Annotated in this window: 21 protein-coding genes and 1 tRNA gene; 11 read left to right on the forward strand and 11 right to left on the reverse strand. The window is 59.9% G+C overall.

Features of this window, described 5'->3' with window-relative positions:
* Positions 1-1153 precede the first annotated feature (1153 nt).
* The 6 genes from CCR95_RS19520 to mutM all read left to right on the forward strand — a co-directional run bounded on the left by CCR95_RS19520 (position 1154) and on the right by mutM (position 7410).
* Entirely contained in the window at positions 1154-1801 is a 648-nt protein-coding gene (locus CCR95_RS19520) for a VPLPA-CTERM sorting domain-containing protein (protein ID WP_201097598.1), read from the forward strand.
* Between the two features lie 221 nt (positions 1802-2022).
* The gene (locus CCR95_RS19525; RefSeq protein ID WP_201097600.1) at positions 2023-2940 is read left to right on the forward strand and encodes an ABC transporter ATP-binding protein; all 918 of its coding nucleotides are present in this window, start codon (positions 2023-2025) and stop codon (positions 2938-2940) included.
* Positions 2937-3674 carry an ABC transporter permease gene (locus CCR95_RS19530; RefSeq protein ID WP_201097602.1) on the forward strand — a complete coding sequence of 246 codons (738 nt, stop codon included), beginning with the start codon at positions 2937-2939 and terminating at the stop codon, positions 3672-3674. Before CCR95_RS19525 ends, CCR95_RS19530 begins: the two co-directional genes overlap by 4 nt.
* Positions 3671-5056: a GldG family protein gene (locus CCR95_RS19535; RefSeq protein ID WP_201097605.1), complete on the forward strand. Its 1386-nt coding sequence runs from the start codon at positions 3671-3673 to the stop codon at positions 5054-5056. Before CCR95_RS19530 ends, CCR95_RS19535 begins: the two co-directional genes overlap by 4 nt.
* Positions 5053-6183 (forward strand): DUF4340 domain-containing protein, encoded by a 1131-nt coding sequence (locus CCR95_RS19540; RefSeq protein WP_201097608.1) that lies wholly within the window; start codon positions 5053-5055, stop codon positions 6181-6183. Before CCR95_RS19535 ends, CCR95_RS19540 begins: the two co-directional genes overlap by 4 nt.
* A gap of 399 nt (positions 6184-6582) precedes the next feature.
* Complete coding sequence (gene mutM, locus CCR95_RS19545) at positions 6583-7410, forward strand: bifunctional DNA-formamidopyrimidine glycosylase/DNA-(apurinic or apyrimidinic site) lyase (RefSeq protein ID WP_201097610.1); 828 nt, start codon at positions 6583-6585, stop codon at positions 7408-7410.
* On the opposite strand, the gene ilvA is transcribed toward mutM, so the two are convergent.
* Positions 7407-8981 (reverse strand): threonine ammonia-lyase, biosynthetic, encoded by a 1575-nt coding sequence (gene ilvA, locus CCR95_RS19550; RefSeq protein WP_201097612.1) that lies wholly within the window; start codon positions 8979-8981, stop codon positions 7407-7409. The two genes, mutM and ilvA, sit on opposite strands and share 4 nt — an antisense overlap.
* A 212-nt stretch (positions 8982-9193) precedes the next feature.
* On the opposite strand from ilvA, the gene CCR95_RS19555 reads away from it, so the two are divergent.
* Positions 9194-9478 carry a type II toxin-antitoxin system Phd/YefM family antitoxin gene (locus CCR95_RS19555; protein ID WP_201097614.1) on the forward strand — a complete coding sequence of 95 codons (285 nt, stop codon included), beginning with the start codon at positions 9194-9196 and terminating at the stop codon, positions 9476-9478.
* Positions 9471-9797 (forward strand): type II toxin-antitoxin system RelE/ParE family toxin, encoded by a 327-nt coding sequence (locus tag CCR95_RS19560; protein WP_201097616.1) that lies wholly within the window; start codon positions 9471-9473, stop codon positions 9795-9797. The genes CCR95_RS19555 and CCR95_RS19560 overlap by 8 nt, the downstream gene beginning before the upstream one ends.
* Before the next feature lie 29 nt (positions 9798-9826).
* Here the strand turns inward: CCR95_RS19560 and CCR95_RS19565 are convergent, their stop codons facing one another.
* From CCR95_RS19565 to nifH, 9 genes are all read right to left on the reverse strand, one after another.
* Positions 9827-10786 carry a hypothetical protein gene (locus tag CCR95_RS19565; RefSeq protein WP_201097618.1) on the reverse strand — a complete coding sequence of 320 codons (960 nt, stop codon included), beginning with the start codon at positions 10784-10786 and terminating at the stop codon, positions 9827-9829.
* Between the two features lies 1 nt (position 10787).
* The gene (locus CCR95_RS19570) at positions 10788-11576 is read right to left on the reverse strand and encodes a 4Fe4S-binding leucine-rich repeat protein (RefSeq protein ID WP_201097619.1); all 789 of its coding nucleotides are present in this window, start codon (positions 11574-11576) and stop codon (positions 10788-10790) included.
* A 22-nt stretch (positions 11577-11598) separates the two neighbouring features.
* The gene (locus tag CCR95_RS19575; protein ID WP_201097621.1) at positions 11599-11865 is read right to left on the reverse strand and encodes a DUF6129 family protein; all 267 of its coding nucleotides are present in this window, start codon (positions 11863-11865) and stop codon (positions 11599-11601) included.
* Complete coding sequence (locus tag CCR95_RS19580) at positions 11865-12572, reverse strand: dinitrogenase iron-molybdenum cofactor biosynthesis protein (protein ID WP_201097623.1); 708 nt, start codon at positions 12570-12572, stop codon at positions 11865-11867. The genes CCR95_RS19575 and CCR95_RS19580 overlap by 1 nt, the downstream gene beginning before the upstream one ends.
* A gap of 170 nt (positions 12573-12742) precedes the next feature.
* Complete coding sequence (locus CCR95_RS19585; RefSeq protein ID WP_201097625.1) at positions 12743-12943, reverse strand: 4Fe-4S binding protein; 201 nt, start codon at positions 12941-12943, stop codon at positions 12743-12745.
* A gap of 16 nt (positions 12944-12959) precedes the next feature.
* Entirely contained in the window at positions 12960-13178 is a 219-nt protein-coding gene (gene nifT, locus CCR95_RS19590) for a putative nitrogen fixation protein NifT (RefSeq protein ID WP_201097628.1), read from the reverse strand.
* Between the two features lie 162 nt (positions 13179-13340).
* Positions 13341-14912 (reverse strand): nitrogenase molybdenum-iron protein subunit beta, encoded by a 1572-nt coding sequence (gene nifK, locus CCR95_RS19595; protein WP_201097629.1) that lies wholly within the window; start codon positions 14910-14912, stop codon positions 13341-13343.
* 141 nt (positions 14913-15053) lie between these two features.
* Positions 15054-16538 (reverse strand): nitrogenase molybdenum-iron protein alpha chain, encoded by a 1485-nt coding sequence (gene nifD / locus CCR95_RS19600; protein ID WP_201097631.1) that lies wholly within the window; start codon positions 16536-16538, stop codon positions 15054-15056.
* A gap of 132 nt (positions 16539-16670) precedes the next feature.
* A complete protein-coding gene (nifH, locus tag CCR95_RS19605; RefSeq protein ID WP_201097633.1) occupies positions 16671-17552 on the reverse strand; it encodes a nitrogenase iron protein in 882 nt (293 codons plus the stop codon).
* Positions 17553-17734: 182 nt separating this feature from the next.
* Here nifH and CCR95_RS19610 point away from each other — a divergent pair, with 182 nt between their 5' ends.
* From CCR95_RS19610 to CCR95_RS19620, 3 genes are all read left to right on the forward strand, one after another.
* A complete protein-coding gene (locus CCR95_RS19610; RefSeq protein WP_201097635.1) occupies positions 17735-18610 on the forward strand; it encodes an NAD(+)--dinitrogen-reductase ADP-D-ribosyltransferase in 876 nt (291 codons plus the stop codon).
* 218 nt (positions 18611-18828) lie between these two features.
* Positions 18829-19446, forward strand: a complete 618-nt coding sequence (locus tag CCR95_RS19615; protein WP_201097637.1) for a hypothetical protein — start codon at positions 18829-18831, stop codon at positions 19444-19446.
* A gap of 282 nt (positions 19447-19728) precedes the next feature.
* Positions 19729-19824, forward strand: a tRNA-Ser gene (locus CCR95_RS19620).
* Positions 19825-20809: 985 nt separating this feature from the next.
* Here the strand turns inward: CCR95_RS19620 and CCR95_RS19625 are convergent.
* Positions 20810-20961 (reverse strand): IS4 family transposase (locus CCR95_RS19625; protein ID WP_276570291.1); only part of this gene is annotated, 152 nt, incomplete at its 5' end.

Raw genomic sequence — 20961 nt, forward strand, 5'->3', positions numbered from 1 at the left:
GCCTTGGGTGGTGGGGTCCAGGATATTGGGGCGGGCCAAGCTATTGGGGCGGTCCAGGCTATCTTGGGCATCATCCCTACGCCTGAAACCGTTACGATGGTTGGGGATATCCCTACTGGGCAGTGAATCAGCCTTATGCGTATGCGCCAATCGTGGCGCAGGCACCGACCCTTAAGACTCCAGCAAGCGCGTTGGAGAAATAGTCTGCTCTCCACCCGCATGGCGGCAATTCCAAAGTTGGTCGGTTGCCGCCATGCATCTCCTGTGTCGATCCTGACGACTGTCTCGTTGTTGTGACAGCCTCCGCGCGCGTTGCCGAATTCAGGCCGCTCACCTCAAAACTTTCCCCTGAGTCCGTGAACGGAATAAATGTTTTGAATAAGAATAACGCCTACAGAACAAGCGCATACGAATAGGAAAGGCCAATTTTCGTCTTCACCCAGTAGGTGATACCGGAAACTCGGCTGTTTTAATTCCATCCCCTTGTTCTGTATATGTTTTCCTATTCTGAGCCGTCATTTAGTTCACGGATCCAGGTTTCCGTCAAGATAAAAACTCATTTTTTATCAGTTTTTTTATGCAATCCTGAAAAACGGTCATCCTCGTTCTCACGCGGGGCTTTCCTGTGTCAGCCCTCAGGATTGTATCGTCCGCGTGACAGTCTTGGCGCTCGTGATCGAACTCAGGCAGACTGCATCAAAGCTCTCTCACGATAAAAAACTTATTTTTAATCAGTTGTTTACGCAATATTATAGAGACTGATTAAATTCAGGGTTGTCTCATAGGCGTTACAGTATGTTCTGAAACGAAACACTTCGGATGGCTTTTTGCCGACTGTTGTGCCGTCAAGAAAATTGATTTTGCTCGTAAATTTTTTATTGGTCTGAAATCTGCTTGGTACTACAAGAAGGTTTGAACGAGGCTTCGCTAGAACCCGGCGACATCGATTTTACGGCGTCATTCGCACATTAATTAATGATCGTTTCCCTCGCGAGGATTTCACGTTTCATTTCCGACATGCGTGCATGGGTGGCGATGAGCTTCAGGGCTTGGAACGGTTTCAAGGCCGGTTGAGCGAGAAGGCCCTGATTAGGATTCATTGCTTACGTCAAAATTGGTTTGATTTTTCAACAATGCGTTAAGGAGTAGTTCGATGAACCAACAATTTCTTGGCACGATGGGTGTCATGGCTCTTTTGCTCGGTTCCTTTGGTGCCGCACAGGCCGGATCTTTTACATGTGGTGGTGGTGATAAGCCGGATATCTGTGTATCTGATAGCGCTGATTTTACCCCGGCAACAATTAGCGACACCAGCAATAACGTGTACGGCTTTGACTGGTCAGGAGTAATTCAACCGACTAAAACCGAGAAAAAGATTACTCTCAATCTGACTTACGAATTAACTGGTGGTGTATGGGAACGGAAATTGATCAAAAACAAATGGAAAGAGGTATTAACTAATGATGAATCATGGAGTGTTTTTGTCGACGGTACTCTTAACGATGAGAGTAAGATCCTAAAAACAACAGACGACCATAATAAAACACTGACAACCAGCTTCACATGGACCTCTGGCGATGCTTTATTCGCCCAATTAGCGAGTTCAAACAAATTAAGCTATTGGTTTACCGAAAACACTAATCTCGGCGATAGCTTTAATCTCACCTCCGCGAAACTGTCCATCGAGTGCCAACCGACAACGGTCCCGATTCCTGCCGCTGCGCCTCTGTTCCTGGGCGGTTTGTCCCTGGTCGGCTGGGCCGGTCGGCGTCGTCGTCAGCGGTCGATGGCTGGCGCTTAAACGAAGGTCAGAGTCAGCTTTCTTGACCGAGGCCCATGTGGGCTTCACAGCCACCTTCGATTGATGTTCCGCACGTCAGGATCTCGTGACACCGCTCCGCGGTGTCACGGCCTCTCCGGCACTCCGCGCCACAAAAGGCGTAAACCGAATCACAAGACTCCACCGAACAATCTTCCCCCGCGTTTGGCAACTCGGCTCCGACGGGTTATCTTCTTTACCCTATGGAGACACTTCTTCGCGTCACCGATCTCAGTCGATCCTTCGGCGGCCATCCGGCCCTGTCCGAGGTCAATCTGTGCCTGGAGCGCGGCGAGGTGCTCGGCCTGCTCGGTCCCAACGGGGCGGGCAAAACCACCTGTCTGCGTCTGCTCGGCGGGATGCTCGCGCCCACGAGCGGGCGGATCGAGATCCAGGGCATCGACCTGGCACGCCGTCCGCTGGAGGCCAAGCGCCACCTGGGCTATCTACCCGAACGCCCGCCGCTCTATCCGGAACTGCGGGTCGACGAATATCTGACCTTCTGCGCCCGGCTGCATCGCATTCCGCGCCGGCGCATCGCCGAGTCCATCGACGAGGTCAAGCACCGCTGCGGTCTGGATGACAGCGGACGGCGGCTGATCGCCAAGCTCTCGAAGGGCTATCGGCAGCGGCTCGGGATCGCGCAGGCCATTCTGCACCAACCCCGACTGCTGATCCTCGACGAACCCACCGAGGGACTCGATCCCTTTCAGATGCGCGAACTCCGTGCCCTAATCCGCGAACTGGCGCGCGACTGCGGCGTGATCCTGTCCAGCCATCTGCTGCCCGAGGTCCAGGCCGTCTGCGACCGGGCGGTGATCCTGGACCAGGGTCGGATCCGCTTCAACGATTATCTGGCGAACGACAAGCCGATCTTCGGCTGGCGCGTGCGTCTTGGGTCTGGCTCCAGGCTCGTTCAGCTCACTGACTTGCCCTGTCTCGAAGGTGCCGTGGGCATTGGCGAGGATCGGTATCGGGTGATTCTGATGGATAACGCGGATTCGGCCGAATTGTCGCGCCAGATTCTCCAGGCGGGTCTCGATCTGCGTGAGCTGGTGCCGGAACACACCGACCTGGAGCGGGCCTTCTTCGACCTGATCGGGGTGGAGGGGGTGACATGATCGGCGCCATTGTCGGGCGGGAGTTGCGTGGCGGGCTGGTGACGCCCTTGCCCTGGATCCTGCTGGGGGCGGGGCAGGTGGTGCTCGCCTGGATCTTCCTGCGAGTGATCGAGGACTTCAGCGGTCTGGGCGCGGACGAACGGGTGGCAAGCCTGACCCAGGAACTGGCGCTGAATCTGTTCGGCTTTGCCGCCGTCATCGCCATGCTCGCCGCGCCGCTGATGGCAATGCGGATGTTGAGCGGCGAGTTTCGCGAGGGCAGTTATCAGCTGATCGAGGCGGCGCCGGTGCGTCTCGCGGAGGTCGCCATCGGCAAGTTTCTGGGTCTGGCGCTGCTGATGACCCCGTTCTGTCTGCTGCCGGCCGTCAATCTGCTGATGCTGGCCGGCGCGGCCGAGCTGGATGTCGGACAGGTGGCCGCGGCGACGCTTGGACTCTGGCTCGCGACCCTGCTGTTCTGCGCCATCGGACTCTATGCCTCCAGTCTGACCGACCAGCCGGGGGCGTCGGTCTTCGTCGCGTTCGGGATCCTGCTGTTGTTCTCCATCGTCGGACGCGCCGAATCGCTCACGGACCGGACACTCTCGCTGTTCGGCTGGCTGTCCTGGAACGAGCATCTGTTCTGGTTTTTGCTGGGGGCCGTGCGCTTGAGCGATCTAGCCTATTTCATCTTTTTTACCGGCGTCTTTCTGGTCTTGACCCATCGCCGGCTCGCCAATCGGCGTCTGCAATGAAACGGCTGCGCGACACGATCCGGAGTCGCTTGCGCCGTCTGGAACGCCAGTTGGCCGATGGTGCGTTTGTCGTGCTGCTTCTGGCCCTGGCGATTACCGCCGGCTGGCTGACGGCACGGCACGATCGTTACTGGGACTGGACCGCCACCGCCGGCAACACCCTGACCCGCGAGAGCCAGGCGATCCTCGACCGCTTGGAGGCTCCGCTGCGCGCCACGGTCTTTGCCGATGCGGACACGCCGCTCGGCAAGGCGATTGACAGGCTCCTGACGCCCTATTCGCAAGCTCTGCCCGACCTGCGGATCGAGTATCTGGATCCGCAACGCTTTCCCGAGCAGGCGCGCGACGCGGACGTGTCGCTGGTCGGTCAGATCCTGCTGGAATACCGCGGCCGGCGCGAAACTCTGAACGAACTGAGCGAGCGCGCCATCTCCGCCGCCATTACCCGTCTCTCCGAGACCCGCGCGCCCTGGGTGGCGGTCATCGAAGGCCATGGCGAACGCTCCATCCTTGGCGAGACCGGCGCGGACCTGGGCCGCTTCGGGCAGGAACTCAGGGAACAGGGCTATCTGGCGCGTCCCCTGGATCTGGCGCTCCTCAAGGACGTGCCGGACAACACCCGTCTGGTGGTGCTCTCGACGCCAACCATTCCGCTCTTTCCGGGCGAGGCCGAGGGTTTGAACCGCTATCTGGATCGTGGCGGAAACCTGCTCTGGTTGCTGGATCCGGGGCCGCTCAACGGGCTGGAGCCCTTGGCGGAGCAACTGGGTCTGGCCATCCTGCCGGGCGTCGTCGTGGATGCCGCCGCGGCCGGTCTGGGCGTGGATACGCCGACCGTCGCCGTGATCGCCGACTACCCGGACGACGAACTGGCGGGCGAACTCAGCGACCCGGCGCTGCTGCCGGGAAGTCTCGCCTTCGAGACCCAGGTCGCGCCGGGCTGGACCTTGGCATCCTACCTCGCGACCGGCGCCCAAAGCTGGAACGAAACCGGCCGGGTCGAGGGCAAGATCGACCGTGACGAGGTGGTCGGCGAACAGCCCGGACCCTTGCCCTTGGTGCTGGCCCTGACACGGACGCTCCCCGAGACGGAGGCGGGCGCCGATCGCGAGCAGCGGGTGCTGGTGGTCGGCGATGGCGACTTCATCAGCAATGCCCAACTCGGCAGCCATGGCAACCGGGCGCTCGGGATCCGGATGCTGCGCTGGCTGAATCGCGGCGAGGCGCTGCTGGAACTGCCCCCGCCCCCGACTGCCGCCACGCCCCTGATCCTGGACGACACCCGGCGGATGCTGCTGGGTCTCGGGGCCTTGTTCCTGTTACCGGGACTCTTTCTGAGCATCGGACTGGCGGTGCGCTGGCAGCGTTGGAGGGGGCGATGAAAGGGCGCTGGCTGATCAATGCCGTGCTGCTGGCGCTGGTGCTGGTGCTGGCCGCGCTGATCCAGCGCGATCTGGACAGTGCGCGCACGCCGCCGACACTCTCGGATCTGGTTGCGTCCGATCTGCTGCTGATCGAGATCGCCCGCGAAGGCGAGCTGACCATCCAGCTTGGCCAGTCGCTTCAGGGTTGGCGCCTGGAAGCGCCCCTGGCGGTGGACGCGGATCCGGAACGAATCGACAAACTGCTTGCGATTCTGGATACCCAGGTACATCGCAGCATCCCGCAAGCCGCGGCGGCGCTCGACCAGCTCGATCTGGCGTCGCCCCGCATCCGGCTGCGGCTCAACACCCTCGAACTGGCCTTCGGCGGCATCGACCCGGTGGGTCAGTACCGCTATGTGGCGAGCGAGGGTCTGATTCATTTGATCGACGACCGCTTTTATCCTCTGCTGATTGCGCCGCCGCTCGACTATGTCTCGCGCCGCCTGCTGCCGCGCGGCTTCGTGCCGGTTTTTGGGCGGCTCGCCGGGGTGCCGCTGGCAGCCGATGCGCTGGACGGACTGGAGGAACTGGTCGCGGAGCGGATCGAGCCGCTGACTGGCGAGCCGTCCGGTTCGCCGGTCGAACTCAAGGCCGAGGATGGGACCACGTTGCGTTTTCTGGTTTCCGAGGATCGTCGGCGCTGGAGTCGGAGCCTGCCGGTCAGCGCGCTGCAACAGGGGCCGAAAGCCAGCGTCGCGGCGCCGTACTCGCTGCTCTATGTGCTGACAACGGCGCCCGTGCTGAACGAAGATCCCAGCGCCATCGATCCCGCGCCGCCCGCGCCTGAGGTTGCGCCGCCGGATCGGGTTCTGGAGTCGGATCCCTTCTCCGAGCAGATGCAGGGCGAGCGCGACGATCCGTTCGCGCCGCCGTCGGATCCGGAGGAGTCGAGTTTCGACGAACCGGATCCGGATGCCATCCTGCCCGGCGATGTCGAACTGGGCCGGCCCCCGGAGGTCCGTCTGACTCCCGACGGTCAGGCGCCGCCGGTCGACGTTCGGCGGAGAAGCAAACTTCGTGGCGAACCGGACAAGGCCGCGCCCATCGGTTTCGGAGAGGATCCTTTCGCGCCCGATCCCGAGTAAGGTGATTTCCTGAAAACACTCTACCCAGAGAGCGGCGATTAATGGACAGGATTAACAGGATTTCGCAGGATTAACAGCATATAAGTCATTATTTATCAATCCTGTCAATCTTGAAAAATCCTGTTAATCCTGTCCATTTTGAAGCCTTTGGCATGGGTATAAACTTTCCCGGAAATCGCCTAAGGATGCGGTGAGCTTGTTGCCTTGTCGTGAGCACTGTTGTTTCTAATGCAACCGTGCGAAAGTTCCGAGATCGTCTCAGATCGTTGTCGTTGTCGTTGTCGTAATCGAATATGCGCCATGTCGAGACCGCGACAACGACAACGACAACGAGGATGCATCGGTTTCGGAGCTTGAGCCGCGAAACACGAGAATCATGCCAGACACAATCGAATATCCATGCCCGAGCTTCCCGAAGTCGAAACCACGCTGCGCGGCATCCGTCCGTACCTGGAGGGCCGCCGGATCGAGCGCCTGCTGGTGCGCGAGCCGCGTCTGCGCCTACCAATTCCGCCCGAGACTTCGGAACTGGTCGCCGGACAGACCATCGGCGCGCTCGCAAGACGAAGCAAATATCTGCTGATCGGGCTGGAGCGCGGTGCGCTGATCGTCCATCTCGGCATGTCCGGCAGCCTGCGGATCGTCGCGTCCGGCAGTCCTCCGAAACGGCACGATCATGTGGATCTGGCGCTCGACGACGGGCATTGTCTGCGCTTTCATGACCCGCGCCGCTTCGGTCTCTTTCTCTGGACGCCCGAGTCGCCGGAGATTGCGCAGATCCAGCATTCGCTGTTGCGCGATCTGGGACCGGAGCCGCTGGGCGACGCGTTCGACGGCGACTATCTCCATGCCTTGAGCCGAACGCGGCGGGTCGCGATCAAGAGCTTCATCATGGATGCGGCGGTGGTAGTCGGGGTCGGCAACATCTACGCCAACGAATCGCTTTTTCTGGCCGGCATCCACCCCGCGCGCCACTGTCACCGCGTCGGCCTGGAACGCTACCGGCGCCTGGCCGCGACGATCCGCGCGGTCCTGCGGGCGTCCATCGAACAGGGCGGCACCACGCTGCGGGACTTCGTCAACGAGGATGGCCAACCCGGCTATTTCGCCCAATCGCTACGGGTTTACGGGCGCGCGGGCGAGCCGTGCGGGATCTGCGGCGAGCCCTTGCGACTCAAACGGATCGGACAGCGATCAAGTTTTTTCTGCCCGCGCTGCCAACATTAAACCGCGTCCCGAGCGAGCGGCGCGCTGGCGAGCGAATCCAACGAGTTCGGCGAGCTGCCGCCGGCAAAAATCCGATAGGCCGGGTTGTCGCTCTCGTCCCAATAACTGTAACCCAGCACGTCGAGCGATTGGCGGAAGTCGTCCCGGTCGGCAGGCGGGATCTGGGCGCCCATGAGTACGCGCCCATAGGCGGCACCGTGATTGCGATAATGGAAGAGGCTGATGTTCCAGCGTTTGCCGAGCGCGCTCAGGAAATCGAGCAATGCACCGGGACGCTCCGGAAACTCGAAGCGAACCAGGGTCTCGTGCGCAATGCCGGGGGCGTGGCCGCCGACCATGAAGCGGATGTGCTGCTTGGCCGTCTCGTTGTCGGTCATGTCGAGTACCTTGAAATCCTTCTCGGCGAGCCGGGCGATCAGTTCGGCGCGCTCTTCGTCGCCGCGGCTCAGTTCGACACCCACGAACACCTGCGCGCGGCGGGTGTCGGCGTAGCGATAGTTGAACTCGGTGATCTGGCGCTTGCCGACCGTTCGGCAGAAGGCCAGGAAGCTGCCGGGGCGCTCGGGAATCTCGACCGCCAGCAGCGCTTCACGGTGCTCGCCCAGCTCGGCGCGCTCGGCGACATGGCGCAGACGGTCGAAGTTGATGTTGGCGCCGCTCTCGATCGCGATCAGATGCGCGTCGCGGATGCCGGTGGTTTCCACCCAGCGTTTCAGCCCCGCGACGGCCAGCGCCCCAGCGGGCTCGGCGATGCCACGGGTGTCGTCGAAGATGTCCTTGATGGCGGCGCAGATCTCGTCGGTGCCGACCAGCACGACCTCGTCGACCCGTTCGCGCGCGACCCGAAAGGTCTCCGCGCCGATCAGCCGCACCGCGACGCCATCGGCGAACAGACCCACCCGCGGCAGCGTGACGCGTCGGCCGGCAGCGAGCGCGGCATGCAGGGTCGGGGCCTCTTCGGGCTCGACGCCGATGATCCTGATCTCCGGGTACAGCCATTTGACATAGGCCGCGATGCCGGCAATCAGACCGCCGCCGCCGACGGGAACGAAGATAGCGTGGGGCGGCTCGGGATGCTGGCGCAGAATCTCCAGGCCGATGGTGCCCTGGCCGGCAATCACGTCCGGGTCGTCGAAGGGGTGAATGAAGGTGAGCCCCTTCTCCGCGACCAGTTCCATTGCATGGGCATAGGCGTCGTCATAGGAATCGCCGTGAAGCACCACCTTGCCGCCGTGCGCGCGCACGGCGCGGACCTTGATCGCCGGCGTGGTGCGCGGCATGACGATGAGTGCGGCGATCCCGAGCCGTTTGGCGCCTAGGGCAACCCCTTGGGCGTGGTTGCCGGCGCTGGCGGCAATCACGCCTTTTGCCCGCGACTCGGCGTCCAGATTCACCAGCTTGTTGTAGGCCCCGCGCAGCTTGAAGGAGAACACGGGCTGGAGATCCTCGCGTTTGAGGAAGACCTCGTTACCGAGCCGGCTGGAGAGTTGGGGTGCGCGGGTCAGCGGAGTCTCCAGGGCGACATCGTAGACGCGCGCCTTGAGGATCCGCTCGACATAGGAATCGGGCATGCGAGGGGCTCTGGGACTGCTTGAAGTCGCCGAATGTTACCGCATTCGATCCGCTTGCAGTGCGTAAAGGGTCAGGTTCGTTCGCACTCCTAGAACCTTTGGCGCGGGGATAAATCGGTGGATTGGCGGCGCATGCCGCGACCGATTGACAGGCTGAAAGATCGCGCGCAGTCTCGTCATCATTGCTATTTAGTCCGAATATGGTTTTCGTGATGATCGAATCGATCCTCAGCATCAGCGAGTTCAAAGCCGACGCCAGCCGTTTGCTGGATAACATTCACGACGCACCCACGACGCTGGTGCTCACGCAAAACGGACGCGCGCGTGCCGTGGTCGAAGACTACGAACAGCATCGCGCGCAGCAGCGAGCCTTGCTGATGCTCAAGTTAATGGTGCAGAGCGAGCGGGATGTCGAGGCTGGACAACTTGTCCCGCAGGATCGGGTGTTTGCTGACTTGCGGCAACGGCTGGCCGCGGACGCGCCGCAGAATGATTGAACGGCAGGTTGTGTGGACCAAGACCGCGCAGGGCGATCTGGATTCCATCGTCGACTACATTGCCACGGACAGCGTCGAGAATGCGTTGTCGGTCCTTGATCGATTGCAGGAGCGTGCGCAGTCCCTCGTCACTTCCGCCGAGCGCGGTCGTCTTGTACCGGAACTCCGGGTGATCGACGTACATCACTATCGCGAAATCATTGAGCGTCCCTGGCGCATCCTTTACCGTATCGAGCCAGAGCGAGTGCTGGTTTTCGCCGTGCTCGATGGACGGCGGGATCTCAGCGCGCTGTTGCTGGAACGTCTGGTACGCAGTTGAGTCGAAACGATCGGCGAATCCGGACGCGATCAAATCCCATAGGGATCCTGATACCAGTCGCGCAACACCCGCAGATCGCGGGCCGGCAGGTAGGCATAGGCGCCCATCAGATCCGCGTGAACGGCCTCGGCCAGTTTGTGCGAGACCTTGCGGTTGGTCAGCATGTGAAAATACCAGGCGAAGGGGTAGCCGAGTTCGCGGTCGAAGCCGTGGATCTGGTTCGCCAGGCCCGCGCCCCGCGCCACCTCGGCATCGGGCAGCGCGGGGATCCGGGAGGCCAGCACGGGCACCGGTTTGGCGCTCAGATGGCCGTCGCCATCGCGATCCTGATATTCGCGCATCGCGAGCACCCAGTGATGGCAAAAGCCCTCCGACTCGACCGCCGAACTGCGATCCCAGTCGTCGAGAAAGCGGCGCAGCCGCGGGCCGGTGTCCCTGGAGGCGATCAGATCGGCGACCTTGACCAGACGCCGGAACGCCAGGCGCGGCGCGCCGACCGGTTCGGGCTCCAGGCGCGGAAAATCGATCGGATCGACGAAGTCGGCGATGCTGTCGGGGAACCAGTCCGGATCCGCGATGCAGCGGTCGAGGACTTCCTGAAGCTGTTCGATCTCGATCTGGATGAAATCGCTGGCCAGTGGGCCGGTCTGGGCGACCAGATAGTGGGTCTGGCCGTTGAGCCGGGTGGCGAAGTAACGCAGATCCGAGAGCTTGAACATCAGCTCGTCGATATCGCCGCCGGATTCGGCCTCCGCCCAGTCGGTGATGTTGTGGGCGATCCGATGGCCGTCCAGATCCACCACGCCGCCCAGCCGATGCCAGCCGCCGCGCGTCATCGCATGGCTCACGGACAGGTCGGGCAACAGTGCCTGGACGGCGTCGACCAAGGGTCCGATGCCGTCGGACACGTCGACCGCTTGGCAGACCTCCGCGATTCGCAACTGGAGATCGGTTGTCAATCCGGAATTCAGGTCGCTCGCTGTATTCACGCTATCGTTCCGTTGGTTCTGTTCGTGGCGATGGTTCTGGATCACATTCATCCCGATCGACCCGGTCGCGCGCGATCGCGCGCACGTCGGGATCGGTGTCGTCGAGCAGCGGGCCAAGCCGCGCCGGCGGCAGACGTTCGGCGAGCCGCGCCCGTACCCGCCAATCGGGATCGGTTCGCATACGCTCGGCCTCCGCGAAGCCGATCCGTTCGGCGACCTTGAGCCGGACTTCCGGCTCGGGATCGTCGCGCATCAGTCCCAGACTTTCGAGCGGCAGCCGCTCGGCGACCGTCACCCGCACCTGACGGTCGGGGTCGCGAATCAGGCGGAACAGACGCCCTGGGGCGAGACGTCGGGCGACGTATTGGCGGACCAGATAGTCCGGGTCGGCGGCGAGGCGCTCGATCCGATCCGGCGGCAGGCGATCGGCGACCGTCACACGCACCTCGCGATCCGGATCGTCGATCAGGGCGTCGAGTGCCTCGATCGGCAGGCGATAGGCGAGCACCCGGCGCACCACTTCGTCCGGGTCATGAATCAAGGGCAGGAGCTTTTTCTGCGAGAGATAACGCGCGGCGATCGCGCGGCGCTCCCAGAAACTGTCGCCCGCGTAATCGTCGGCGAGCGCGGGGTTGACGCGAAAGAAGCGCTCGATCTGCCGCCCGCTCATGGCGCGCACGCAGACATCGCCGGGGACACAGCGGCCCTCGGTCAGCAGATCGCGGCGATGCGGACAGCCGCGGCACTGACTCACCGGGGTTCGCGGGCCGTCGTCCGCTGGCGCGTCCATGGTCGCGCGCATCCGGGCGGGATCAGTCCGCGTCATCGACCTGGGCGAGCAGGAGACCGGTCGCGGACTGAAGGTCGGTGGTGAGTTTCAGGCAGTGTTCGCGCCCGTCCACCAGATAGACATTGAATCCAGCGTCCCGATGCGCGGGCTCGATGTTGCCCACGTCATCGTCCAGGCAACTGGTGAAATGCATGTCGCCGAAGGTTTCGCGCAGGACGGCGAGGGTCTGCTCGTTGAGACCGGCTTGCCGGACGACCGCGGCAATCTGCTGGAGACGGTTTGGTTCCATCAGGCGTCGACCTCGTCGCGGTCAAAGCGGACCCGATCCTCCGGCGCGTGTCCCATTGCCTTGGCCAACCAAGGCGGCGCCTTGTCGGCCAGGATGGTCTGCAGGGCGAGCATGCGGTCGCGGGCGCTGCCGCCCTTGTCGTCCTTGATCGGATGGATGTCTTTCTTGATGACCTTGGCCGCCGCCGGTCCACCGATGGAGGCGACATAGAGCACCTGACAGTCGGCGATCAGGGCGGCGCGGTCGGCGTTTTTATCGTCGCTGGGGTGGGTCTCGTCGACGGTGCGAACGTCGATCAGACGATGCTCGGCGGCCGAGACCTGATAGACGAGGAAACGTCGGGCGGAGCCGAAATGTCCGTCGAGTTCCTCGCCGGTATCCGAGGCGCAGGCGACCCGGATGGAGTCGGGCATCTCGCCCTCGGTATAGAATTCGGTCGCCGGGGGCGGGGCCAGATCGATCCCGCTTTCGCCCTTGAGGATGGCGAGGGCGGCTTTGAGGACGGATGGATCGAGGGCGGCGAACTCGCCGTCGGCGGCCTGCTTCAGATCTTTGACCTTGAGTCCGGCCAGGCTCTCGGCGGTCGGCGGCAGACCGACGGCGTCCTTGAGCACCCGGATCAAGCGCGCCGGATCGGTGTCTGGCAGGGTGCGGGCGGCCAGCGCGATCCGCAGTGCGATGTCGTCGGAGAGTGGGCCGTTGGACATGGCGAGGTTCCTCGATGGCGGTTGCTTGGTCGGCCTTGGGAGCGCCCTGGGATCGCCGGCTTGTAGCCGGTTCTTAGGGGTGGTCGACTTTGGGTTGGACGGTTCGTCGTTGAGCGAGCGTATCACCGGCGACCCCAGGGCCGGCTACAAGCCGGCGCTCCCGGGGGCGGTCAGACCGGGATGATGCAGTCGTCTTCCATGCAGACTTCGAGACATTGCGGCGTGCCGGGCTCGCCATCGCCCTCGCATTCGCTGCAGGTGTTGGCGTCGATCTTGAAGACGCCTTTCCAGGGCGTGATGGACTGGGTCGGGCAGACCGGCTCGCAGTCGCCACAGGCGGTACAGATTTCACGGACGATTTTCATCGACATAGCGATTCTCCAGAGGTCATTCGTCACCGCGCTTGAAGCGCAGGGTGGTCGGAAACACGGGCGGCGGGCTGATGGGATCGATATACCAACGCGATCCATCGGTCAATTCCACGCCACCACCCCAGGTCTCGGCGGTATCCAGCTCCACCGAGGCGATGGTTTCTTCCATATCTTTCTTCGCGACGTAGAAGAGCAGGTCTCCCGCGTCGTTCTTGCGAATCATCACATTGGGCATTGCACTTGCCTCGTCGCTCGGATTCGCGCGGCGCATCCGAGATACCTTTTGACTCTCCCGAAAACTCCTAGATCGGTAGGGTACGCATCGCGTACCTTCCCGGTCGTTCGTTTTTCAGCGAGGCTGTTCCGGGAAAGGTACGCGATGCGTACCCTACGGAAATTACCTTACCAAGTCGTAGTTATAGTCGGTCACGCCCATCTCGCGGGTCTCTTCGTCGAGACGTTCCAGCACGGCATTGACCAGGGTGGTGAGGATGTACATGGCGCCCTCGTAACCCAGAGTCGTCATCCGGTGCAGATGATGACGATCGAAGATCGGGAAGCCGATGCGGATCACCGGCACCTCGAATTCCTTGCCCTTGTGCAGGGTGTCGCGCTGGATGAACTTGCCGTAGCTGTTGCCGATCAGGAAATCCGGTTTGTCGGTGAAGCACAGCGAGCGCAGGTGCCACAGATCGTAGCCGATATAGACCGTGCCGTTCGCGCCATAGGGCGACGAGGCCAACACCTTTTCGACTTCTTTCTTCCAGCGCTTGTTGGCCTGGTTGCAGAGGATATGCGTCGGCTCGGCGCCCAGTTCCAGCAGGAACTTGACCATGCCCAACACATAGTCGGCATCGCCATAGAGCGCGAACTTCTTGCCGTGCAGCCAGGTGTGGCTGTCAGTCATCATGTCGACCAGACGGCCGCGCTCCTTGGCCAGCGATTCCGGGATCGGCTTGCCGCTCAGCGCGGAGACCTTCATCAGAAATTCGTCGGTCCACTCCAGACCCATCGGGATCTCGATGTGACTGGCCTCGTGCTTCCAGGTGATCTGGGCGAATTTTTTGGCCTTCGGCAACTGCCAGGGCTGCAACAAGAGGGTATCGATGGCGTTCGGCGCGTCGCGCATCTCGTCGAGCGTGGTGCCGCCCGCGTACATGCGGAACTCGCCGTCGGCTGGGGTATCCAGTACCTCGGTCGGGTCGCACAGCAGGCTATACTCGACGCCCATCTCTTTCATCATGCGGTGCATGACGCGGTAGTTGCCGAGATAGGTCTCGAAGCCGGGCACCAGGTTGATCTTGCCGTTCTTGCCGACGACCTTGTCATCCATGTAGTTCAGCGTGAGGTGACGCTGAATGCCCTCGAACATGTTGTCCCAGCCGGTGGTGTGGCTGCCGACGAAGCTCGGGGTATGGGCGAAGGGAACCGGGAAGTCCGCGGGGATATGGCCTTCCTTGCGCGAGTTGCCGATGAAGGCGTTGAGGTCGTCGCCGATGACCTCGGCCATGCAGGTCGTGGAGACCGCGATCATGTCGGGCTTGTAGAGCGCCTTGGCGTTCTCCAGACCGTCGAACATGTTCTTCTGGCCGCCGAACACCGCCGCGTCCTCCGTCATGGAGTCGGACACGCAGGCGATCGGCTCCTTGAAGTGACGGTTGAAGTAGGAGCGGAAGTAGGCAACGCAGCCCTGCGAGCCATGCACGTAGGGCAGGGTCTTCTCGAAACCGAGCGCGCACAGAACGGCGCCGAGCGGCTGACAGGCCTTGGCCGGGTTGATGGTCAGGGCTTCGCGCTTGAAGTTCAGCTCCTGATATTCCTGGGTGGTGGTCCACTTGAAGACCTCTTCGATCTTGTCGATCGAATGGGCTTCCTCGACGGTCTTGCGCTTGTTGCCGAGGTTTTCGACATAGTCGGCATCGCCGAACAGCGGGTAACAGGGTTTGATCTTGTCGGCAATCTGGCTCATGAGTGTGCTCCTGCCGCGCCGCTAATCGGCGGACGCAGACATGAAAAAGGGGTCGTCGGGGCTTTCAGCCGCCCGGCTCCAGCCACCAGCGACCAGCAAGAGGTGCTGGATGCTGGCCGCTGGAAGCTGGCGGCTGACAAATCAGGCGCTGGCGGCCAATTTCTCGACCTCGCCCTCGGCGGACTTGAGCCAGGGCGCCTGCATGCTCTTCCAGCAGGGATTGTTGATGGTCATGTCCATATCGCGGGCGAAGATGGCGAAGCCGTCATAGCCGTGATAAGGACCGGAATAATCCCAGGAATGCATCTGACGGAAGGGAACGCCCATCTTCTGGAAGATGTACTTTTCTTTGATGCCGGAACCGATCAGATCGGGTTTGATCTTCTTGACGAATTCCTCGAACTCATAGCCGGTGACATCGTCATAGAGCAGGGTCGCATTGCCCATGTCCTTGATGGTGCGGTCATAATCGTCGTTGTGGGCGAACTCGTAGCCGGTGCCCACCACTTCCATGCCAAGATCTTCGTAGGCGCCGATGACGTGACGCGGACGCAGACCGCCGACGTACAACATGACCCGCTTGCCTTCCAGACGCGGACGGTACTTGGCGATGATCGCCTGATACTCGGCCTCGTATTTGGCGATGACCTTCTCGGCATTGACCTGGATGGTCTCGTCGAAGAAGGCGGCGATCTTGCGCAACGACTCGGCGATCTTGGTCGGGCCGAAGAAATTGTACTCCATCCACGGAATCCCGTACTTCTCTTCCATGTGCCGGCTGATGTAGTTCATCGAGCGGTAGCAGTGGATGAGGTTCAGCTTGACCTTGGGGGTCAGCTCCATCTCGGCCAGGGTGCCGTCGCCGGACCACTGAGCCACCACGCGCAGACCCATTTCTTCGAGCAGGATACGCGAGGCCCAGGCGTCGCCGCCGATGTTGTAGTCGCCGATGACGGCCACGTCATAGGGCGTGGTCGGAAAGGACTCATCGCCATCGCGGTTGCCGATGACCCAGTCGCGGATGGCGTCGTTGGCGATGTGGTGACCCAACGATTGAGACACGCCGCGGAAGCCCTCGCAGCGCACCGGGACGATCGGCTTTTCAAGTTCCTTGCCCTTCTTCTTGGACACCGCCTCGATGTCGTCGCCGATCAGACCGATCGGACACTCGGACTGGACCGTGATGCCCTTGGAGAGCGGGAACAGCCCCTCGATCTCGTCGATCAGCTTGGCGAGCTTCTTATCGCCGCCGAACACGATGTCCTTCTCCTGGAAATCCGAGGTGAAGTTCATGGTGCCGAAGGTGTTCACGCCGGTATGACCGATGTAATAGTTACGACGACCGGCGCGCGAATACTGACCGCAACCGACCGGACCGTGGGAGATATGGATCATGTCCTTGATCGGCCCCCAGACCACGCCCTTGGAACCGGCGTAGGCGCAACCGCGCACGGTCATGACGCCGGGCAGCGATTTGCGGTTGGAGGTGATGCACTTCTTGGACTGCTCGACCGATTGATCGTTGACGGCCAGATGCTTGGCGCGATCTTTCTTTGCCTTGTCCGGATACGCCTCAAGCACCTCCTGGATGAGTGCCTGGGTCTCTTCGCGGGTCATTGCTGTCATTCTCGGTTCTCCCGCCGTGCCGCCAATTCGCGGACTCCCGGCATGAAATTCAGTTCTCGGTTGTCAGTTGTCAGTTGTCAGTTCGATTCGCAGCCGTCTTCCGACAACTGACACCTGACAACTGAAACCTTCTCAGGCCGCGACTTCTTCCGCCGCCGTCTTGCCGATGATGCTTTCGTCCTCGCCGTCCATGAGGCCGAAATCCATCAGCAGGTCTTCGAGCGCTTCCATGGTGATCGGGGTCGGGATCACGAAGTTCTTGTTGTTGATGATCTTGGTGGCCAGGTCGCGATACTCCTGAGCCTGCTTAGCCTTGGGGTCGTACTCGATGACCGTCATGCGACGAATCTCGGCGCGCTGCACCACATTATCGCGCGGCACGAAATGGATCATCTGGGTGCCCAACTGACGGGCCAGCTCCATGATCAGCTCGTCCTCGCGGGCGGTATTGCGGCTGTTGCAGATCAGGCCGGCGAGACGCACGCTGCCGGAGCTGGCGTACTTCACGATGCCCTTGGAGATGTTGTTGGCGGCGTACATGGCCATCATCTCGCCGGAGCAGACGATGTAGATTTCCTGCGCCTTGTTCTCGCGGATCGGCATGGCGAACCCGCCGCACACCACGTCGCCGAGCACGTCATAGAACACGAAGTCCAGGTCGTCCTCATAGGCGCCTTCCTCTTCGAGGAAGTTGATGGCGGTGATAACGCCGCGACCCGCGCAGCCCACACCCGGCTCGGGACCGCCGGACTCGACGCACTTGATGTCGCGATAGCCGACCTTGAGCACGTCTTCGAGTTCGAGGTCTTCGACCGAACCCGCTTCGGCGGCCATCTCCATGATGGTATTCTGTGCCTTGGCGTGCAGGATCAGACGGGTGGAGTCGGCCTTGGGATCGCAACCGACGATCATGACCTTCTTGCCCAGCTCGGCCAGACCGGCCACGAGGTTCTGGGTGGTGGTGGACTTACCGATACCGCCTTTGCCGTAGATGGCGCACTGACGCATTGCCATGGGTTGGATCTCCTGTGAGCCTGCTGTCGCAAGCGTTGAACGAATGTGATGCTCGACAGCTACTAAGCAAACTCGGTGCCAAATCACGGGATAAGACATAAATCTCTGATTTAATAAAAATAATCTCGAATTCCGAGAGGAATTCGAGATGGTGGCATCCCCGACAAAGCCGCACGCGCTGTATGGATCGCAACAGACAAACCGGACAATCGTTGAATCGACCAAACGACATTCGCAAGCCGCCAACGCTTCCGGCCAGTGCCCGGCTGCCCTTCAATCGCTGCAACCTGCCTGCTGTGATCCTTGGCAGCCTGACCTACCAGAAGCATCCGGTGCCGCTGGAGATCGACAGCATTCGGGATTTCCACGCCGACCTCTTTCGCACCCTGGCCGGTTTCCCGAGCCATCCGGAACGTGCCCAGCGTTTTCAGGACTACATGACGGTGAATTTCCTGCTCGACGAGCTGGACGAGGCCGGTCTGACACCGGGGGGACGGGGTCGCAAAGCGCGGGCGAACGCCAACTATCCGCGCCTGGTGCGCGGCTGGTCGTTCGATTCGGACGGACGCGAGGGCGCGGTACTGAAACGCTGGGTCGAAAGCCGTTTCGGCCTGCTCGCCCGCCATCACGCGGGCTCGCTGCTCGATCGCGACGGCGAGGCCTATCAGCGTTATCTAACCGAAGGCACCCGCGGTCTCTATGCGACCAACGCACTGGAGTCGCAACTCGACCTGCTCTATACCTACTGTCAGTACGAACTGGCGCGCGAATTCCCGGACCGCGCCCACCTCCGGCTCTATCGCGGCATCAACCGCATGGACGAGCACGAAATCCAGGAGACCTGCAGCGGCGGGTTCCATCGCGTGCTGTTGAATAATCTCAACAGCTTCACCAGCCAACGCGAACGGGCGGACGAATTCGGCGATTACATCCTGGAGACCGACGTTCCGCTCGCCAAGGTATTCTTCTATAACCGCCTGCTACCGGGGATGCTCAAGGGCGAGGACGAGTATGTGGTGATTGGCGGGGTCTACGAGGTTAGCATCGCGACGTTATGAGACGGAGTTCCCAGATCAGTTACCTTAATCTTGACGGGGTTATGTCGCTTGTCCTAACATTCCCAAGACATGTACACGATATGCTAGCATTACACCTTTGTCTACATTGACTAGCTATCTCTGAGCAAAGGAGGAACTGCCACCTGCAAAACTGCCTATCTCACTCGAAGGACATGCGTGACAGCGTAAACCCGAACAAAAAGCAAATGGAGTGCCCCATGAATTTTTTCCATGCCTCAGCCGCCCTCGTTCTTGCTGCATCCTTCAGCATGCCGGCTTATAGCCAGAGCTATGTCGACAATCCCCAACACGGATCATTCCAGAGCGGAGTCAGCGTTCTAAGCGGATGGCATTGCGACGCTAATATCATCGAGACGCAGATCGACGACGGTCGACTGATACCCGTCGCTTATGGCGGCGAAAGAGCAGATACCGAGAGCATCTGTGGCGACTGGAATAATGGCTTCGTCGCTCAACTGAACTTCAGCGGATTGGGCGATGGATGGCACCATATCCACGTCTATGCAGATGGAGTGCTTTTTGGCTATCGCGAGTTTCTAGTGACAACGTACGGTGAAGCTTTCCTCAGTGGTCATCAGAAATCAGTGACTGTTACCGATTTTCCTAATTCTGGAGATAGCGCTGTCCTGACTTGGGATGAAGCGAAGCAGGCATTCACGCTAAGCAGTGTTCAGTTAACCTCAAGCGCGGGAACTGTAGGGGAGCAACTTGGCACGGCTTCCGATGCCATCGACAACGCCGAAGCCTTAATTTTCGACAGCGAAGCCTACCAAAGCTTTCTCAGACCAATAAAGTCTTACAATGGGCTATTATAGCCGTCTTACCTGATACTCAGACCAACCCCTTCGATTAGCGCTGTATTTTTGGGGCTCTATCGAAGGGGCATGTATGGATATCACATTGGATGGCTATATGTCGTGATTGAAGAGGTCTACGAAGTCGGTATCGCGACGTTATGAGACGGAGTTCCCAGATTAGTTCGGTTTAAATCTCGTTAAACCGCGTTTATAACGATATGTGTCGTGTTGAATCGTCAGCCAGGTTCGCTCTCATCTGCGTGCACCGGAGTCTAGGAGCGCTTCGACGCGGGGAACTGAGCCTTAGCTGGGTGAGACTCACACATTGATGCCCCTCAAAAGAATCGAGGGCTGAAAATCCTCGTGTCGGTGGTTCGATTCCGCCCCTGGGCACCAACAAGACCTTAAAAATCCTCGTGTTTCTCTGAGACACGGGGATTTTTTATGCCTCAAGGTCACTGGCTCTGGTGCATTTCCGGTACCGGAGACCTTCAATCTCCACGGTTGCGCTCAACCGCGTTGAGCATGCTCTGCCCGGTTTCCCATCGAACTGCTGATCACTCGGTCGGTAGTTTCGATTCCATCCAAAAATAGCCAAAAAGTAAAAATCCTCGGCATATTGATCTATCTTTAGGTAATGACGAACAAAATCACCTCTGACATCTTGGTTGCCTATGCTCAATGTCAGCGCAAGGCTTATCTACTGCTGCATACCGATGAAACAGGGAAAGCCAATGAATACACCACTATTATTGAACGTAAAAAATCTATCAACCAAACTACGTATTTAGAAAATTTAAATCATGAACGCCCCGAATTAAGCTCTTGCAACAGCATGAATTTAATAAACGGGAACGATTTACTAATCAACGTAATGCTTCATAGCAAAGAACATGAAGCACCCTGTGCTATTCTGGAAAAAAAATTATTACCTTCATTGTTAGGCGAGCACAGTTATGAGCCAATAATTTTTATTGGAACGAGCCACATTAATAACTTTCAGAAACTAGAATTAATCTTTGCTGGATATATTTTAGGGCAAATTCAAGATAAATTACCAGCAAATGGAAAAATTATTGTGGCAGATTTAAAATTCCATGAAGTTAATCTTGAAAATGAATATAAAAAATTAAAAACAATAATCAACGATTTGCATGATCTAATTCAGAAAAAGCCATCTGAATCACCACTGACAATATTAAACAAAAATTGCCCCTACTGCCAATTCCAGTACTTCTGTCGAACAGAGGCTGAAAAAGAAGATAATCTTAGCCTGCTAAGTCATGCTACAGAAAAGCTAATCAAGCGATACAGGGGGAAAGGGATTTTTACAATCAAACAACTTTCCTACCTGTATAAACCCATCCCATTACACACAACTTTACGTGTCCGGCATCTCCCTGGCATATTTGATCCCGGCGGCGAAGTCCATGATGCGCTGCATGCCCAGCCAGATCGTCTTCAAACCGGGCTCGCCATCGCCCTTGCGCCCGAGAAACCCGCCGAGACGGGCGATGAGGCGCATCACCTCGT

The organism is Thiocystis minor (assembly GCF_016653465.1).
In the GTDB taxonomy this organism is placed as follows: Bacteria; Pseudomonadota; Gammaproteobacteria; order Chromatiales; family Chromatiaceae; genus Chromatium; species Chromatium minus.

Coding starts and splice junctions, on each gene's coding strand:
- CCR95_RS19520 (WP_201097598.1), top strand. CDS start 1,154: ATGAACCAACAATTTCTTGGCACGATGGGTGTCATGGCTCTTTTGCTC.
- CCR95_RS19525 (WP_201097600.1), top strand. CDS start 2,023: ATGGAGACACTTCTTCGCGTCACCGATCTCAGTCGATCCTTCGGCGGC.
- CCR95_RS19530 (WP_201097602.1), top strand. CDS start 2,937: ATGATCGGCGCCATTGTCGGGCGGGAGTTGCGTGGCGGGCTGGTGACG.
- CCR95_RS19535 (WP_201097605.1), top strand. CDS start 3,671: ATGAAACGGCTGCGCGACACGATCCGGAGTCGCTTGCGCCGTCTGGAA.
- CCR95_RS19540 (WP_201097608.1), top strand. CDS start 5,053: ATGAAAGGGCGCTGGCTGATCAATGCCGTGCTGCTGGCGCTGGTGCTG.
- mutM (WP_201097610.1), top strand. CDS start 6,583: ATGCCCGAGCTTCCCGAAGTCGAAACCACGCTGCGCGGCATCCGTCCG.
- ilvA (WP_201097612.1), bottom strand. CDS start 8,981: ATGCCCGATTCCTATGTCGAGCGGATCCTCAAGGCGCGCGTCTACGAT.
- CCR95_RS19555 (WP_201097614.1), top strand. CDS start 9,194: ATGATCGAATCGATCCTCAGCATCAGCGAGTTCAAAGCCGACGCCAGC.
- CCR95_RS19560 (WP_201097616.1), top strand. CDS start 9,471: ATGATTGAACGGCAGGTTGTGTGGACCAAGACCGCGCAGGGCGATCTG.
- CCR95_RS19570 (WP_201097619.1), bottom strand. CDS start 11,576: ATGGACGCGCCAGCGGACGACGGCCCGCGAACCCCGGTGAGTCAGTGC.
- CCR95_RS19575 (WP_201097621.1), bottom strand. CDS start 11,865: ATGGAACCAAACCGTCTCCAGCAGATTGCCGCGGTCGTCCGGCAAGCC.
- CCR95_RS19580 (WP_201097623.1), bottom strand. CDS start 12,572: ATGTCCAACGGCCCACTCTCCGACGACATCGCACTGCGGATCGCGCTG.
- CCR95_RS19585 (WP_201097625.1), bottom strand. CDS start 12,943: ATGTCGATGAAAATCGTCCGTGAAATCTGTACCGCCTGTGGCGACTGC.
- nifT (WP_201097628.1), bottom strand. CDS start 13,178: ATGCCCAATGTGATGATTCGCAAGAACGACGCGGGAGACCTGCTCTTC.
- nifK (WP_201097629.1), bottom strand. CDS start 14,912: ATGAGCCAGATTGCCGACAAGATCAAACCCTGTTACCCGCTGTTCGGC.
- nifD (WP_201097631.1), bottom strand. CDS start 16,538: ATGACAGCAATGACCCGCGAAGAGACCCAGGCACTCATCCAGGAGGTG.
- nifH (WP_201097633.1), bottom strand. CDS start 17,552: ATGGCAATGCGTCAGTGCGCCATCTACGGCAAAGGCGGTATCGGTAAG.
- CCR95_RS19610 (WP_201097635.1), top strand. CDS start 17,735: ATGGATCGCAACAGACAAACCGGACAATCGTTGAATCGACCAAACGAC.
- CCR95_RS19615 (WP_201097637.1), top strand. CDS start 18,829: ATGAATTTTTTCCATGCCTCAGCCGCCCTCGTTCTTGCTGCATCCTTC.